General features: G+C 46.3%; 14 protein-coding genes and 1 tRNA gene. 8 read left to right on the forward strand and 7 right to left on the reverse strand.

Annotation, left to right across the window (positions count from 1 at the left end):
• Positions 1-210 precede the first annotated feature (210 nt).
• A complete protein-coding gene (locus tag RLO19_RS27710; protein ID WP_446360585.1) occupies positions 211-825 on the reverse strand; it encodes a Uma2 family endonuclease in 615 nt (204 codons plus the stop codon).
• Between the two features lie 220 nt (positions 826-1045).
• Here RLO19_RS27710 and RLO19_RS27715 point away from each other — a divergent pair, with 220 nt between their 5' ends.
• On the forward strand, positions 1046-1210 hold the full coding sequence (locus tag RLO19_RS27715) for a hypothetical protein (RefSeq protein WP_446360586.1): 165 nt from the start codon (positions 1046-1048) through the stop codon (positions 1208-1210).
• A gap of 119 nt (positions 1211-1329) precedes the next feature.
• Here RLO19_RS27715 and RLO19_RS27720 read toward each other — a convergent pair whose 3' ends face one another.
• The gene (locus RLO19_RS27720) at positions 1330-2169 is read right to left on the reverse strand and encodes a DUF4231 domain-containing protein (RefSeq protein WP_446360587.1); all 840 of its coding nucleotides are present in this window, start codon (positions 2167-2169) and stop codon (positions 1330-1332) included.
• Positions 2170-2973: 804 nt separating this feature from the next.
• Here RLO19_RS27720 and nifJ point away from each other — a divergent pair.
• Positions 2974-6588 carry a pyruvate:ferredoxin (flavodoxin) oxidoreductase gene (gene nifJ / locus RLO19_RS27725; RefSeq protein ID WP_446360588.1) on the forward strand — a complete coding sequence of 1205 codons (3615 nt, stop codon included), beginning with the start codon at positions 2974-2976 and terminating at the stop codon, positions 6586-6588.
• An 82-nt stretch (positions 6589-6670) separates the two neighbouring features.
• Positions 6671-7687, forward strand: coding sequence for a dihydroorotate dehydrogenase-like protein (locus RLO19_RS27730; RefSeq protein ID WP_446360589.1), 1017 nt, complete (start codon positions 6671-6673; stop codon positions 7685-7687).
• A 630-nt stretch (positions 7688-8317) separates the two neighbouring features.
• On the opposite strand, the gene RLO19_RS27735 is transcribed toward RLO19_RS27730, so the two are convergent.
• Entirely contained in the window at positions 8318-10261 is a 1944-nt protein-coding gene (locus tag RLO19_RS27735) for a DUF3370 family protein (RefSeq protein ID WP_446360590.1), read from the reverse strand.
• Between the two features lie 317 nt (positions 10262-10578).
• Between RLO19_RS27735 and RLO19_RS27740 the strand changes: the two genes are divergently transcribed.
• The 5 genes from RLO19_RS27740 (at position 10579) to RLO19_RS27760 (ending at position 13661) form a co-directional block, all read left to right on the forward strand.
• Positions 10579-10652: transfer RNA gene (locus RLO19_RS27740), tRNA-Asp, on the forward strand.
• 298 nt (positions 10653-10950) lie between these two features.
• Positions 10951-11151, forward strand: coding sequence for a hypothetical protein (locus tag RLO19_RS27745; protein WP_446360591.1), 201 nt, complete (start codon positions 10951-10953; stop codon positions 11149-11151).
• 76 nt (positions 11152-11227) lie between these two features.
• Positions 11228-12679: a glutamate--tRNA ligase gene (gene gltX / locus RLO19_RS27750; protein WP_446360592.1), complete on the forward strand. Its 1452-nt coding sequence runs from the start codon at positions 11228-11230 to the stop codon at positions 12677-12679.
• Between the two features lie 285 nt (positions 12680-12964).
• Positions 12965-13096, forward strand: coding sequence for a hypothetical protein (locus RLO19_RS27755; RefSeq protein WP_446360593.1), 132 nt, complete (start codon positions 12965-12967; stop codon positions 13094-13096).
• A 340-nt stretch (positions 13097-13436) separates the two neighbouring features.
• Positions 13437-13661, forward strand: coding sequence for a hypothetical protein (locus tag RLO19_RS27760; RefSeq protein WP_446360594.1), 225 nt, complete (start codon positions 13437-13439; stop codon positions 13659-13661).
• A gap of 152 nt (positions 13662-13813) precedes the next feature.
• Here RLO19_RS27760 and RLO19_RS27765 read toward each other — a convergent pair whose 3' ends face one another.
• The 4 genes from RLO19_RS27765 to hpsP form a co-directional block, all read right to left on the reverse strand.
• A complete protein-coding gene (locus RLO19_RS27765; RefSeq protein ID WP_446360616.1) occupies positions 13814-14461 on the reverse strand; it encodes a ThiF family adenylyltransferase in 648 nt (215 codons plus the stop codon).
• A 57-nt stretch (positions 14462-14518) separates the two neighbouring features.
• A complete protein-coding gene (locus RLO19_RS27770; protein WP_446360595.1) occupies positions 14519-14740 on the reverse strand; it encodes a hypothetical protein in 222 nt (73 codons plus the stop codon).
• Positions 14741-14892: 152 nt separating this feature from the next.
• Complete coding sequence (locus RLO19_RS27775) at positions 14893-15810, reverse strand: hypothetical protein (protein ID WP_446360596.1); 918 nt, start codon at positions 15808-15810, stop codon at positions 14893-14895.
• A gap of 30 nt (positions 15811-15840) precedes the next feature.
• Positions 15841-17091 carry a hormogonium polysaccharide biosynthesis glycosyltransferase HpsP gene (hpsP, locus tag RLO19_RS27780; RefSeq protein ID WP_446360597.1) on the reverse strand — a complete coding sequence of 417 codons (1251 nt, stop codon included), beginning with the start codon at positions 17089-17091 and terminating at the stop codon, positions 15841-15843.
• Positions 17092-17143 lie beyond the last annotated feature (52 nt).

Consider the following 17143-nt stretch of genomic DNA (forward strand, 5'->3'; position numbering starts at 1 on the left):
TTGAATACCCATAATTACGGTGAGGGGGAGATGGGGAGAAGTTTTTATTATGGGTGATGGGTCCGGACATCATATAATTGTGCGATCGGAGCATCATCATGTAGGGGCTCTTTCATTGCCGTGCCCTTACCCCATATTACCGTTGCTGCATCACCTCCCAAGACATTCATTCAGCCTATAGGCAAGGGTGTCAGAAGATTGAGAAGTGCGCTAACCCCACACCCGACACAAATTCAACACAAAACCCGGTAAGACTTCCTCACCGGATAACTCAGCCGGATTTGATAATATTTCTACGTTTAAACCGACTCGATAAACTTCTACTGTTCTATTTTGTGGATCGATTAACCAACCCAATTTAGCCCCATTGTCCATATACTCCTGCATTTTCTCTTGCAGCGACTTCAGAGTATCCGAGTGCGATCGTAACTCCACCACAAAATCCGGGCAAATATTGGCAAAGGTTCCCTTTTGTTCATCAGTCAGTGCATCCCAACTTTCTTGACTAATCCAACAAGCATCCGGGGCACGAGTAGCACCATTGGGTAAAATGAAAGCCGTTGAGGAATCAAACGCCTCGCCCGGTTCATCTGCATTTCGCCACCATATATACAACTCTCCAGAAATACTCCAATTCCGTTTGCCAGTTCGCCAACCTGTGGGTGGATTCACAATTAATTCTCCTTTTGCCGTTCTCTCCAGGTGTAATTCTCTATTGCACTCGGCTAGGGCTGTAAACTGTTCTGGAGTGACATATAGCTTCATGGTTTTTGGTAACTCAAGTAACAGAGTTTCGGTTTCCGGTTTTCCTGGTGTTTGTAACATTTTGACCTTTCCTGTCATAGAGATTAGCGATCTAGGCGGTTAAAAACCTGGTTTCTGATTGAAAACGCAATCATTTATATTATCTATTTGTGTTGGTGCGTTACGCGGGGAACACAATTCACTGGAGTTTCCCCTAAATTATTGCCCCGCTAACGCACGATGGCGGACTTACACAGCTAAAATTGTGGAATAGATTTGACTTTTAAACCGGGCGCACGCCATGCGCCCCTACAATGCTAATCCACCAATTAAGGTGTGCCACGCTACTACTTGCTACTTGGGCGACTCTTTCCGCATCACCGGAACCAAGACATTCAGCAATCGTGCGATCGCACCAATTAATACAGCGATCGCTCAGGGCTGTTTCCCTCTCGCATCCAGGTAGCAGGATGTTCCATGGGAGTTTGAGACGGTGTTACAAGTTCAATGGGTTGAATCGTCTGTAGTTATGCATCCTGTAGGGGCTCTTTCATTGCCGTGCCCTTACCCCAAGACTTACCTGGTTCATTGTGCCGATGCCGATTTCTCAGTTTCCTGCCCCTCTGGCTTTTGCAGACTTTCCGAGGCTTCTTGAATCTGCTTCAGATGAATTGTATTCACCTGATTAATAAAATTTTCAATTGCCTGTTTCAGCTTTTTCTGACGTTGGACTTGATCGTCTAAATCATAGCAACGATAAGCTTGGGTGACTCCCAATATGAATTTTTCCCGTTCTGCTTCTAACAATTCAACGGCTGTATTGGCAGAAATCCAATTTTCTTGAAAAGGAAACGAAGTCACCACACTGGCAACAATAGAAGCGATCGCTGGAAAGATAACAGGTAACCACTTAAACCAAGCGACGCCAATATCTAACTTATCAACCAAAACCAGAATGGGTGTAATCCCGGAAAAGACAATCGTTGCCATTTGGAATGTATAGTATATATTTCTCGAAGTTTGGCGGCTTTGTTTATAGTCCTCAATCAGTTCTTGGCAATACTGCAACGCATTTTCTCGGGCTACCGTTATAGGATTGCTACCCGGTTGTAGCTGTTCATCAACAAGATATTGATAAATTTCCGCTCGTTTGGCAACATCAAGCTGGATTTGACGAATCGCCTCTTTCGCTAACTGCTTATCGATCAAAACCAGGAATACCAAAATCGAAACTAAGACAGCTATCCAAATAACTATAATGGCTTTATCTTGAACAACAAAGTTAATGATACTTGTACAAATCAAAGCCGCCAGGAATAGGTATTGTCCAATCTTGATCCAGGGAATCGGTAACCGGGATAAGGGTGAACCCTTTTCTCCTGCCTGAGACAGGTCAGATGGATTAGTATTGTCGAGAGTTGTCATAATCTTGGAGTTGAAGCTCGTACATAGTTTTATGTATATATTATTTCACGCCAGTATCAACGCAGTCAACCCCAAAAAACACCGTAGGGGCACCATCCTTGCGCCCATCAAACCTGCTTGCTGCCAAATTTGAAACAGCCGCTCAAAATCTTTCAACTCATCGTTGATAGTAGGACTTGAAGAACTCGGTTGACAATTAATTCTGGAATCTTTTGTCAAGATGTAAAATATAGTTTAAACTTAACCCAATCCCAGCGATGAATTAATTCGCGACTGCGGACACACAGACTTCCAAAAGTCCAGAAGCTGAGAAATATTTACAAAATGAAATATTTCTTAATTATTTTGTGCGAATACTTAATGAAGTTAAAATATCCCAGCTTGTAAAAACTAATACAGCTTATTCTGTTATTCTTTGGATTATTTTAAGGGAGGGAGTCACCCAAATTTTAAAGAAATTAAAAAAAAGTTAGACTCCCCTCAATTGCTAAATTTTTGTTAGATAATAGAAGAGTATCCGGAAGCAGACGGGAAGGTTAAAAAACCGTTAACACATCCCGGAGACGACCGTCAGCCATGGAGTGTGGGGGTTGAATGCCGACTTCTATACCTCAGAAAAAAACAACATTGACGTTGTTAAAAGAAGGACTCAATTGGATAACTTATGCCAATTCGATTTCAAAGAAAATTGCCGTTTTGTAGTGGAACAGACGAAATTAATAGGGAATTTGCAATAGACAAGGAATTAAGTTGAAGTTTAGCGCTCCAAAAAAGATTACCTAAAAACCATAAAGGTTTGTGACTATGACTAAACGAACGATTGCAACTCTAGACGGAAACGAAGCGGTGGCTCGCGTTGCCTACCCACTCAATGAAGTGATCGCCATTTATCCGATCACCCCCGCTTCACCCATGGGAGAATGGGCAGATGCTTGGTCGTCAGAAGGTCGCAAGAACATCTGGGGTACCGTTCCCTCAATCATTGAAATGCAGAGTGAAGCCGGAGCGGCAGGTACAGTCCATGGCGCGTTGCAGGCAGGGTCATTGACCAGCACATTCACAGCCTCTCAAGGGTTGCTGTTAATGCTGCCCAACCTCTACAAAATCGCTGGGGAAATGACCTCAGCCGTGATTCATGTCGCCGCGCGATCGCTAGCCGCCCAAGCCCTGTCCATTTTTGGGGATCACCAAGACGTGATGGCGTGCCGTGCCACAGGCTTTGGTCTTCTGGCATCAGGCTCAGTCCAAGAGGCACATGACCTGGCCTTAATTACCCACGCCGCCACCCTAGAATCCCGCATTCCCTTTATCCATTTCTTTGACGGCTTCCGCACCTCCCACGAAGTTCAGAAAATCGAACTACTAGGGGACGATGATCTGCGGGAAATGATCAACGATGAACGGGTGATGGAACACCGGGCGCGGGGTCTAACCCCCGATCGCCCTGTCCTGCGAGGCACCGCCCAAAACCCAGACGTCTATTTCCAAGCACGGGAAACCGTTAATACCTACTACGATGCCTGCCCGGAAATTGTCCAGAAAACCATGGACAAATTTGCCGAACTCACCGGACGCAAGTATGAACTATTCCAATATTACGGTGCCCCCGATGCCGAACGAGTGATTATCATCATGGGTTCTGGCGCAGAAACCGCCCATGACACCGTAGATTACCTGAACAAACAGGGTGAAAAAGTAGGACTGATCAAAGTGCGGCTGTATCGTCCCTTTGATATGAAGCGCTTAGTCGCCGCACTACCAACTACGACTAAGAATATCGCCGTCCTAGACCGCACCAAAGAACCCGGCGCTGGTGGCGAACCCCTGTATCTAGATGTCGTTACAGCCCTTCAGGAAGCCTGGGAAGCTGAGAGTCCGAAACCCAGGGTTGTAGGTGGACGCTATGGCTTATCCTCCAAAGAATTTAGCCCAGCGATGGTGAAGGCTATCTTAGAGAACCTAGCCGCTGACCAACCGAAGAACCACTTTACCATTGGCATTAACGATGACGTAACCCACACCAGCCTCTCCTATGATCCCAGCTTCTCCACTGAACCCGAAAGCGTGGTGCGCTGTGTGTTCTATGGCTTAGGGTCAGACGGTACCGTGGGCGCAAACAAGAACTCGATCAAGATTATTGGTGAAGAAACCGACAACTACGCCCAAGGCTACTTCGTTTACGACTCCAAGAAATCCGGCGCCGTCACCGTTTCTCACCTACGCTTTGGTCCAGAACCGATTCGTTCAACCTACCAGATTAGCCAAGCCAACTTCGTCGCCTGTCACCAATGGCTGTTCCTAGAAAAACTCAACGTCCTGAGTATCGCCGCCCCAGGTGCTACCTTCCTGCTGAATAGTCCCTTTAGTGCGGATGAAGTTTGGGGTCTACTGCCCCGCCCGGTGCAAGAGGAAATTGTCAACAAGAAGTTGAAGTTCTATGTCATTGACGCCAATGAGGTATCGGTTAACAGTGGCATGGGACGGCGGATTAACACCGTGATGCAAGTCTGCTTCTTTGAACTGGCGAATATCTTACCCAAAGAAGAAGCGATCGCCAAAATTAAACAGTACATTGAAAAGACTTACGGCAAAAAGGGTGCAGAAGTTGTCCGCATGAATATTGAGGCAGTGGACAACACCTTAGCGCATCTGTATGAAGTGCAAGTACCAGACACCTTTGACAGCACTGTGGACATGCGTCCCCCAGTTCCCGACACCGCCCCAGCCTTTGTCCGGGATGTCTTAGGTCAGATGATGGCGCGGGGTGGGGATAATCTGCCAGTGAGTGCCTTGCCCGTAGATGGCACATTCCCCACTGGCACGACAAAATGGGAAAAACGGAATATAACCCTAGAAGTTCCCGTGTGGGACCCCGATGTCTGCGTCCAGTGTGGTAAGTGTGTCATGGTTTGCCCCCATGCGGTAATCCGAGGCAAATCCTATGACCCGCAGGTGTTAGAAAACGCCCCCGCTTCCCTTAAGTCCACGGATACACGGGATAAAGAGTATGCGGGACAGAAATTCACCATTCAGGTGGCGGTAGAAGACTGCACCGGTTGCGGAATTTGTGTAGATGTTTGTCCGGCGAAGAACAAGTCTCAGCCCAAGCTGAAGGCGATTAACATGGAATCCCAGTTACCCCTGCGGGAACAGGAACAGGCAAATTGGGACTTCTTCTTAGATATTCCCAATCCCGATCGCCGTTCTTTAAATTTAGACCGCATCCGCCAGCAGCAATGGCAAGAACCCCTATTTGAGTTCTCCGGTGCTTGTGCAGGTTGTGGGGAAACCCCCTATCTGAAACTGGTGACTCAGTTATATGGCGATCGCATGTTGGTGGCAAATGCCACAGGCTGTTCCTCAATTTACGGTGGAAACCTACCCACCACACCTTGGTCACAAAACGCTGAAGGGCGCGGACCTGCTTGGTCGAATAGCTTATTTGAAGATAACGCCGAATTTGGTATCGGCTTCCGCGTTTCCGTTGACAAACACGCCCAATTTGCCGCTGAGTTACTGCAACGTTTAGCCGGTGAAATTGGCGATAACTTAGTTAGTGGCATTCTCAACGCGGAACAGAAATCTGAAGCCGATATTTGGGAACAACGGGAACGGGTGGCTCAACTCAAGCAGAAACTGCAACAGATGAACTCTTCTGAAGCCAAGCAGTTATTGAGTTTAGCCGATTACCTGGTCAAGAAGAGTGTCTGGATTATCGGCGGTGACGGCTGGGCGTATGATATTGGTTACGGTGGTTTAGACCATGTGATTGCTAGTGGTCGCAATGTGAATATCCTGGTTTTGGATACTGAGGTTTATTCCAATACCGGGGGTCAGGCGTCCAAAGCCACCCCACGGGGGGCGGTGGCGAAATTTGCTGCAGGTGGTAAACCGTCAGCTAAGAAAGACCTAGGCTTAATTGCCATGACCTACGGGAATGTCTATGTTGCTAGTGTGGCAATGGGGGCGCGGGATGAACATACTCTCAAGGCGTTCCTGGAAGCTGAGGCGTATGATGGTCCATCCCTAATCTTGGCTTATTCCCACTGCATTGCTCATGGGATTAATATGACCACGGCGATGTCTCATCAAAAGGCGTTGGTCGAGTCTGGGCGCTGGTTGCTGTATCGGTTTAATCCGGATTTAGTTAAAGACGGCAAGAATCCCCTGCAACTGGATATGCGGAGTCCAAAATTCCCCGTGGAAAAATCCATGTATGAAGAAAACCGCTTCAAGATGCTGACCAAGAGTAAGCCAGAAGATGCCAAACGTCTCCTGGAAGAAGCGCAGCAGGATGTGCAGACTCGGTGGCATATGTACCAATATCTGGCAGCCCGTCAGTTGGACACCCACAACGGTGATGGAAATGGTCAGACAACCCAAACTGGTGAGGAGGTTAAGGAACCAGCGAGTACCTAAATAACATTGTAGAGACGCGCCATGGCGCGTCTCTACACCCCTCCACAGGATTACCCATAAATAATGTAAGAGGTTTAAACGGATGGATCTGACAACAACATACCTAGGGTTAGAATTGCGCTCGCCACTCGTCGTTGGTGCGGCGGCGCCCCTGACGGAAGATATTGACAACATCAAGCGTATGGAGGATGCAGGGGCGGCGGCTGTGGTGCTGCATTCCTTATTTGAAGAACAACTGCGCCAAGAAAAGTTGGAGTTACACCATCATTTGGAGTATGGTACAGAAAGTTTTGCCGAAGCCCTGACTTATTTCCCGGAAGCGGAAGTATTTCATGTGGGGTCAGAGCAATATTTAGAGCATATCCGTAAGGCAAAAGAGACGGTAAATATGCCGATCATCGCCAGTCTTAATGGTTCCACGTTGGGCGGCTGGACGCGCTACGCTAAGGAAATTGAGCAGGCGGGGGCGAATGCGCTGGAGTTGAATATCTACAGCATCCCCACGGATATGAATCAGACGGGGGCACAAGTGGAGCAGAATTATATTGATATTCTGCAAGCGGTGAAATCTGAGGTGAAGATTCCGGTTGCGATTAAACTCAGTCCCTTCTTCAGCAATATGGCAAATATGGCGAAGCGGTTGACTGAGGCGGGTGCGGATGGTTTAGTCTTTTTCAATCGATTTTACCAGCCGGATATTGATATTGAGGAGTTGGAAGTTTCACCCAATATATTGCTGAGTACACCGCAAGCGATGCGCTTACCCATGCGCTGGATTGCGATTTTGTATGGTCGCTTATCTGTGGACTTTGCCGCTACCAGTGGGGTACATAAAGGGCAGGATGTAATCAAAATGATGATGGCAGGGGCGAAAGTGACGGAAATCGTTAGTGTGCTGCTGCGTCATGGGATTGGCAATCTGCAAGAGATTGAGCAAGAGGTGCGCCATTGGATGGAGGAGCATGAATATGAGTCCATCAAGCAGATGCAGGGTAGCATGAGTCAGATTAACTGTCCTGATGAAAGTGGCTTTGAACGGGCGCAGTACATGAAGGCGATTCAGACATACAAGCCTCAATTGGTCGGGTTTGCCCCGTAGGAAGAAATCATCGTATCTTCAGCCGCCCTCGTCGCCCTCGTCGCCCTCGTTCCCAGGCAAAGCCTGGGAATGCCTATCGGGAGGCTCTGCCTCCCTTAGCTAACCAATATTATCAATGGATAATTAATAATTGATAATTGACAATTGATTAATTGGGTCTAAGACCTCTTCGTTTACGAAGAAATTAAAAAAGATTTTACTTAATTTCAATCCTCTTATTTTAAGGAGAGGTAATTATCCATTGTTCATTATCCATTGTCAATTTGTGAATAAATTACCCTAAGAGAAATAGATAGTATCTGAGACTACAGCCGACAATCACCTCTCTAAAAGTATTCCCTTCTCAAAGCCTAGGAACGAGGCGACGAGGCGAAAAAAAGTAGATACACCCTGCCTTATTCAAGACCCTATATTTTATGCAGATGACCCTCTCAACCCTTGACGAAATAACTGCTCATTTTGTGTCATTGGGGAGAAGTTTTTCAAGTGGATGTAACGAAGGGTAAAAGATACCGTTTTGAGGCGTTTCTACTATGGGAGGCAGAGCCTCCAGAATAGCATTCCCAGGCTCTGCCTGGGAACGAGAGGAGAGGAGGCAGAGCCTGGGAGAGGGGCGGGGAGTGAGGATTTCTACCTCGCCAACGTCTTCACTGTCAACACCTGCGGCGGTGTGGAATCGGGTGGATAAATAAACTCGACCTTTACATTTCGCTGTTCCCCTGGCGCTAAATTTAACGTAACTAAGGGGTTAGACGGTTGTCCCCGACGCTGAACTAAATGGACATACCGTGTCTGACTTTCCCCTTGGTTGTCTTCATAAGTGACCCGAAGAGTTCCCCGAAAAAATACCAGATCAACTTGTGGATTCAAAAACAGTAACTTATCTGTACCTGCCTCATCTTTTAACGGCGTTTGCATCGATACAGTTACTGTTTTAGATTGACTCGTCGTATTTTTCAGGGGTAACGTCAGATTATATTCCACGCCATAATTACTATGAGCATAATACGCCGTATCCGGATAACGAGCTAACATCGGCGCACTTTGAATTTGACCCGTATTCAACGTAATTAAATGGAGCGTTCCTAAGACATAAGAAAATGCCTCACCGGGTTGGGGAATTCTCAGACTATCTGATTCTAATGTATCCGTAATCTCTGCTAACCATTGCGTCCCTTGGGAAACTCCGGCAACCCGTCCAAATACTGTGGGTTCTCTAGGCGGGTCAAGGGGTGTTGGCGTCAGATTCCGGGGTTCGGCTAATTCTCCTTCAACTAATAAACTTTGCCATTCAGCTAATGTCGGGGCGCGGTATGTACCATTGGAGTTTTGCGGTGCTTTCATGGCTAAATTAGCAACATAAACCGAACCATTACTCTGCAATCGCATCATCGTGGAACGTCCATTCGACGCCGGTGCCCGTTGGATAGGAATCGGCTGATTCATCAAGAGTTGAGTTTGCCCTGCTGCCAATATCACTTGTGCCGGAAAGCTTTCCTGACGAATCCCCCGCAGTACATCAGTCATCGTGCGACTACCGGGTCCCGAATAAATCTTGCCATTGGGATTATCCACCATATCCGGTAAGTCAATAAACGGCGCATCGGGAGAACTCAAATAACTTGCCCCTTGCAAAACCTCAACGGTTACAGGTTTATCGGTAGGATTGTTTAACAGTAATCCCTGATAAAGGGGGCGAGTTTCTGACTGAGTTTCTGCCCTAGCGATATGATGGGTAAAAATATCGAAACGTCCTTGAAAGGGAAAATTAAGATGGGCGGAAGGAACACGTTTTCCGGTTGGGGAAAATGTGGATAATAAAATCCCTTCACTTGTGACTAATTCGGGATAATTACTATTAAATGTGGGAACAGAATTCAGTCCTCCGGGTAATGTCCGCACCTGTTGGGGATGAATTTCCACCCCAGCAATATACTCAGGCGGAACCGCATAAATATTTAACCCCCGACACAATAACGCCGCCACTTCGCCCCGTGTCGCCCGTTCATTGGAACGAAGCCGTTGCACCGTGGGATAATTAACCACCAGACTATTCACCGCCGCCGCCGCGATCGCATTCCTGGCGTATCCTGGAATACCAGAGGCATCTTGGAAGTATTGTGGCAATATTCCCGATGGATTACTGGGAATGGTGTAATTCTTCGCCCCCGCCAAAACCCCAATCGCCTGCACACGAGGAATCGGTTGACTCGGTTGAAAAATCCGCCCCGGATAACCCGCGAAAAATTCCCGTTGATAAGCGTCTTGAATTGCCCGATATGCCCAGTGACTCTGTGGTACATCTGTAAAGGCGATACCACTGCGTTTCACCTCGGCGTCGGGGAATGCATTCAACATCAGCACCGCAAATTCTGCCCTTGTAATCGAACCATTGGGGCGAAACGTGCCATCCGGGTAACCTGTAACTAGGTTTCGAGATGCCATCTGGTTAATACAATCCTTTGCCCAATGGGTTTGGATATCGGGGAATGCGATAGCATCAGCACTAAAGAGGCTAAAACAGAAGGCAAGGAGAACCGATTGAGAGATAGAGACGTTGAAACCTCTGGGCATGAATTAGGCGTTCTGGTTAACTTATCGTCGTTGAAGCATTTTTGGGAGAATTTGTTTCTGCGATTTGTCATTAGTCATTAGTCATTTGTCCTTTGTCGCAGAATGCTTGTAATCCGTTGGGGCGGGTTTAGTGATATAAGGGTGAAAACCTTCCCGTTAGTGGTAAAACCCGCCCCTACAGCTTCCCCATCTTCCTCATCTTCCCCATCTCTCCCATCCTCCCCTACACCCCCTCTCTAACCCCAAGAAAAAATTTTTTCGGCACGGGCTTGACAAATCCATAGATCTTCGTAACAATGGTATTCGGCTCGTAAATTGGGACTGTAGTTCAATTGGTTAGAGCACCGCCCTGTCACGGCGGAAGTTGCGGGTTCGAGCCCCGTCAGTCCCGTAAAATGCTTAAATATTGTAGGTCTAGTTGGGATTAGTTGGGATAGAATGCAATGCCTACTCGCTCAGCCGTTACGGGGTGAGTTCTATTCGCACTGAATCCAATGGCATTATCGCTCGTCTCAACCCCTCTACTGGCAACATCGAGATTTCTAAGTGAATTACGATGTTCCAATAAAATAATTTTCGATAAATTATAGGATACTAAAGGTGTCATGTTGCCATTCACGGGTTATGACTCAAGCACTTACCCAATTTTCCATGAATGTCTTCAACGGTATTTCCCGGGTGCATTACCTATGGAAGATTACATGAAAAAAACTTTCCATTGTTTAAAAGCCCTGGGTTTTGAAGATGAAAATACAATGGGAATGGCAGCACTCTGTCGGGACGAAATTACTGATCCGTTACTTAATGAAGTAGTTAAATACTGGGGAAAAACCTTTAATTGTTGTAGTCTTGCTGGGTTCGGTTTGAAAAAGAAATTCGGGGATGGGTGAGGGAGTGAGCGCCGCTCTACGCTACAATAAATAGCTGGAAAGTACTTAGCCAACCCTACCACCAGAGATTGATCTTGTGACTGTTAGAGTCCGCATTGCACCGTCTCCCACCGGAAACTTCCACATCGGTACAGCCAGAACCGCTGTATTTAACTGGCTATTCGCCCGACACCACGGCGGTCAGTTTATTTTACGCATCGAAGATACCGACCAAACGCGATCGCGTCCCGAATATACCCAGAATATCTTAGAGGGTCTCACCTGGTTAGGACTCAATTGGGATGAAGGACCGATTTTTCAATCGAAACGGTTTGACCTTTATCACCACACCATTCAAACCCTTTTAGATAAAGGTTTAGCCTATTACTGTTACACCTCAGAAGCGGAACTTAAGGCACTCCGGGATGCCCAAAAAGCCCGCAAAGAAGCCCCTCGCTATGATAACCGTCACCGCAATCTCACCCTAGAACAACGCGCCGCTTTTGAAGCGGAGGGACGAGAGCCGGTGATTCGGTTTAAGATTGACGATAATCGCGAGATTGTCTGGAATGATATGGTGCGCGGTAAACTCACCTGGAAAGGGAGTGATCTGGGTGGGGATATGGTGATTGCCCGGGCGGCTTCTCAAGGTGAAATTGGTCAGCCTCTCTATAATTTAGCGGTAGTGGTTGATGACATTGATATGAAAATAACTCATATCATCCGAGGAGAAGACCACATTGCCAATACTGCCAAACAGATTTTGCTTTATGAAGCCCTCGGCGCAACAGTACCCGAATTTGCTCACACGCCTTTAATTCTAAATCCCCAGGGGCAAAAACTTTCTAAACGGGATGGCGTGACCTCTATTTCTGAGTTTCAGACGATGGGTTTTGTCCCAGAAGCGATGGCAAATTATATGACGCTTCTGGGTTGGTCACCACCCGACTCGACACAGGAAATCTTTACCCTAGAAGAAGCTGCTCAACAGTTTAGTTTTGATCGGGTGAATAAGGCGGGGGCAAAGTTTGACTGGGATAAACTGGATTGGCTCAATAGTCAATATCTGCACAAAAAACCGCCATCGGAATTAGTTGATTTACTAATTCCCTACTGGCAAGAAGCGGAGTATAACATTGATCGGGAAAATAATCGCCCTTGGTTAGAACGATTAGCTGCCGTTATTGGTCCGAGTCTGACGCGCTTACCGGATGCGGTGGAGATGACGCGGATGTTATTTACTGACTCGATTGAGTTGACTTCAGAGGCGATTGAACAAGTTAAAAAAGAAGGGGTAACAGATGTATTAAACAGGGTTTTGGAAGCCTTAGAAAATACCCCAGAATTTAGTGCAGAAACCGCAGGGGAAATCATCAAACAGGTGACTAAACAGCAAAAGGTAAAGAAAGGTTTAGTCATGCGCTCCCTGCGTGCTGCACTCACGGGTGATGTGCATGGTCCTGATTTAATTGAGTCTTGGGTATTGCTGCATCAAAAAGGACAAGATAAACCCCGTTTGCAGCAAGCTTTGAGTCAAGCCGAGAACTAAAGTTCTGGCTCAAAGTCAACTTAAGCTACAAGCCCTATCCCCCCTAGCCCCCCTTTGAAAGGGGGGGAAAAAGGGGGAAAAAGGGGGGGAAAAAGGGGGAAAAAGGGGGAAAAAGGGGGGGAAAAAGGGGGAAAAAGGGGGGAAAAGGGGGGAGAGGGGAGCAAGAAGGAAGCGATGTTCCAGACGTGCCATGCCCTACGGGTGACAAAGGAAACACTTTTTCAAAGTCCCCCTTAAAAAGGGGGATTTAGGGGGATCTCAACGGGTGAATTTCTCACCAATATTATGTATCTGTCTGAGTCGGAATTACTCGCTGCTGGCTATGAATTGAATCGCTTTGATGGTGAACATACTATCGCCTTCAAATTCGCTGGCATCGGGGATTTGCGATCGCGGCTACTGTACGTCAGTCCCTGAACCCTCTGCTTTCGGATTGAAAACCTGGCGCAGCAAAGGTTCCAGCTATTGACAGAATAGGTGCGATCGCGACTCCACCTATTCCTTAATCATAACACCTCACTTGTGTCAATAGCTATAGTGACGAACTACTACAGAATTAAACCCAATTCATGTATCTTTAAATACATTTTTATTGAATTTATCCGGGCTACCAAAGCAGGCGATCCACTAAATGCAGAGTTGACGATTAAATTTGTAAAGATTTTTGACAGAATCCTGACCATTTGCATAAAAGGCAGGAAATAAACCAGAGTAATAATTAGAAACTCAATCAACCTCTCAACCAACCAAGGAAACTATGTTGAACATCATTTTCAGCGGCTTAATCATCTTTTACCTCATCATGCTACCGCTTTTGTTCACGCGATGGCTAGACTTTTTACAACGTGAGGAAAACCTCTCTCCCGAAACCCAATTTCACTCGGTCATATTTTTAACCATAGCCGCTCTTCTTTGGCCCCTAGTCGTACCCATCTCCTACCTAGAACTATTAGAACGCCAAGGACAGATCCAGAATTTTTGAGCAATTTGATTATGGCGTCTAAACTTGAGGCTATCCGGGAATTTAGACGGGCGATTTCTCCGGCTTAAAGCGTCAGCAAATGTTTTGTATCACAAGCTACATAAAGCGGATTGAGGCAAAGCGATCGCTCTCATTTTTCGGTCTACTGAAATTCATACTTCATAATTGAATGGTTGAACGGCTAAATCGGCTAACGTAATGGTAAAACTTCGTTGCTTTTGAGTGGCAACAAAAGTAATAATCACCTCACAAGCAACCGCAACCGCCAGCATCACTAAATTTCGTGCCAAGGGATAATCACAAATATCATCATTGGCAGGTGAAGGAACGCGATAACTATCGTTCCAAATTATCTCCCCATAGTCACTCGCCAATCCGACATGGAGACAGGGAATCTGCACCTGTTGACAATACTCCTTCACCCCTTGACGGGCGACACTATTGTCAAAGGTATCGATGACTAAATGACTGTCCCGGAGTAATTGAGAACAGTTGTCCGCCGTTAGTTCTTTGGCACGCCCATCTATAGTGATACCTAATGCACGATAGAGGGTATTTGTCAAAATTTTAGTTTTATAAGCACCAATATCAGATTTGTAATAAGGTTGAGTGGAAAGATTTCGTTCTTCGATGCGATCGCGATCGATTACCCGTAACTTACCAAACCCTGAACGTGCCAGGTTTTCAGTCATATTTGCCCCCAGCGCTCCAGCCCCGCAGATAGTTACCGGAAACTCCTGCAACCGTGTCATCAGGGCAGGTGTTCGATAAAGGTTTTCGTGAAAGAAAATAGACATTATGAATAAAATCGGGCAACCACCGCGATCAGTCAATAGCCAGTGGCTAGTTTGAAACAACTAACCATTATCAACGACTTTAACAAAACCATGTCGCACCCCATAGATTAATCGAGTCACCGCCTCCTCATGATCTGAGGTAAAGGTATTATCCATCGGCATTACCAGTAATTCATACCAGTCAGCCAGACTGATTTTACCCTTTTGCATGCTTTGAGCAAAAAGTTGACTAAAGTCAAACGAGTTACTGATTTTTCTCTGGTAAATTTTTTTGGTCAGCATTATTTGTCTCTGTGCTTAATAGAGATTGTGGTAGACGATAACTAGATTGTAGTCAAGATTGAGGGAAAGTTTCTTGAAAACTCCGTAAAGAAATGTTGGTCGAACCATTAGGAAAATTAATACAGTTGAGCCGGAGAAAATCCCAAATCTTGTTAGATACGGGCTTCAATCACACCAACCAAGGATTGTAAATCAAAGTCGCGATCGCAACCACTTAAACAAATCCCTGAACTCATCACAGTTAAATCCCCCTTCGCGATCGCACAGGTATGACTTTCCCGATCACGAGTTGTCCATTCCACTTGCCAAAACTCGCCGCGATCGCGAAATGTCCGCAATCTCCCACCTCCCATCTGTAATGCATCCCGCAACCGTTGTTCATCGGTTTGATCAGGATTAGAACCCCATCTTTCCCGCCGTCTCTGGGGGTGTTGTGGGCGAATCTCCCCCTCTCTCACCTGACGCCGATGTTGTTCTCTCTCCTGATAAGCAGATGTTTGTTGCAATACAAGTTCATAAACCGTCACCATTTCCGGTGTCATTCCCCCAAACCGAACCTGATCCGGTAAAGTAACCTGTTCTAACTGTTCTCTTAACCGTTCAGTCGGTTGGGGTTCAGCGCGTCTGTCTATTTCATCAAACCAAAAAGCCGTACCATCAAAACGGGCAATAATCGGTTCAAATGTAGCGCCTTCGCTAACCAGATGTACAGGTACAGGTTTGATCATACCCAAGCGTTGCTGCATATCCGATTCATTAATCGGATACGCTAACCAAGTCAATGAACGCAACGGATAAGCCAATCGTAAACGCAGGGGTTTAAGTAGGTTCAGATACTCAGCTAATTGAGGTAAACTAGCCTCTTCAACCACCTCCGCCATTTTCTCATCCACAGGACGAAAAATACCCCATCCTTCAAAATCAGCCGGTTGAGGAGTAAACGTATAAATCAGATTAGCCACTGACGTGCGAACTTGTCCGCCTTGAACACAGGGGGCAAGAAACTCAGTATCCTGAAGTTGGGTTTCTTGGGCGGCTATTTGGTTGAGGAGGTTATCAATATCTGCCATAACAAATTATCAATTATCAATTATCAATTATCAATTATCAATTATGTTTTGATATGCCTCAATCATAGTCTGCGCGATCGCATCCCAACTATAATGCCGTAGTGCATAGTCTCTCCCATTGACCCCACGCCGCTTCTGTTCCCCAGCATCTCTTAACGCTTCCCGTAAAATTTGAGTCAACGACGCCACATCACACCCACAAACCCATCCCGCCTCCGCCCCCTTCACCTCCTGCCAAATATGCACCTGATCTGAAATTACCACAGGAGTCCCCGCCACCATAGCTTCGGCGACAGCAATACCAAAGTTTTCATAATAAGACGGCAAAACAAATAGATCTGCCCCTTGTAACAACGCCGCTTTTACTTCCCCCTCAACAAACCCCGTAATTGTCGTATGAGACGATAGAGGCGACGTCTGAATCTGTTGTTGAATTTTACATTCATACTCTGGATCTTGGGGATTCGCGCCAGCTAAGATAAACTGAAACCCTAACCCTTCAGCTAAAAGAGTTTCTAAAGCCGGAATCAGTAAAGCCAATCCTTTTTTAGGGTCAATTCGAGACATAAACAAGAGGATTGGCAATTGGGTAGAGACGTTCCCTAGAATATCTGTAGGGGCGGGTTTAGGAACTTTTGTTTCGTTATTGATGATAACGTTTGTGCAGAACCCGCCCTGACGTAGAGACGTTGCATGCAACGTCTCTACATCCTCCGGAGGCGTAACCCCCAAAGGAATCACAATATCCGGCGCATTCGTACCAAAACGTTGAGAAATCTTAGCCTCTTGTTCACTGGTAAAATGAATACCCGCCGCCCCCGCTAAATTAGCACGTTCCCACAAACTGACATAAACTTGTTTTAATCGCCGTTTCTTCTGTAAATCCGCCGGATCAAGCGTACCTAATGGACGCAAAATATACGGTAAATTTCGTTTTCGGGCAACTGTTGCGGCTGCGGTACTCACAGGTGAAAATAGAGCATGAATATGCGCCACATCAAATTCCCCTGCATGTTGCCACAACCAGCGTAATAATAAGAAAGAAAACTTATAGCGACGGAACGGAGAACACCGGAAATATCGCACCTGATACCCATCCTGCGGGACAGGTTTATTCAAAGGAACATCCAGTGGCGCTTGACCAAAATCCCCATTACTATCTGTCGTCAATATAGTAACATCTACTCCCTGATTCGCTAGCGCCTTAGAAAGCCCCAGTACCATTTGACTCGGACCCCCATAAATCAGCGAAATTGAAGGAACAACTTGTAAAATTCGCATTTTTTTAATTCGTCATTTATCATTCGTCATTCATCATTTGTTAGACTCACCA

The organism is Coleofasciculus sp. G2-EDA-02, from assembly GCF_040226375.1.
Lineage (GTDB): Bacteria > Cyanobacteriota > Cyanobacteriia > Cyanobacteriales > Coleofasciculaceae > Coleofasciculus.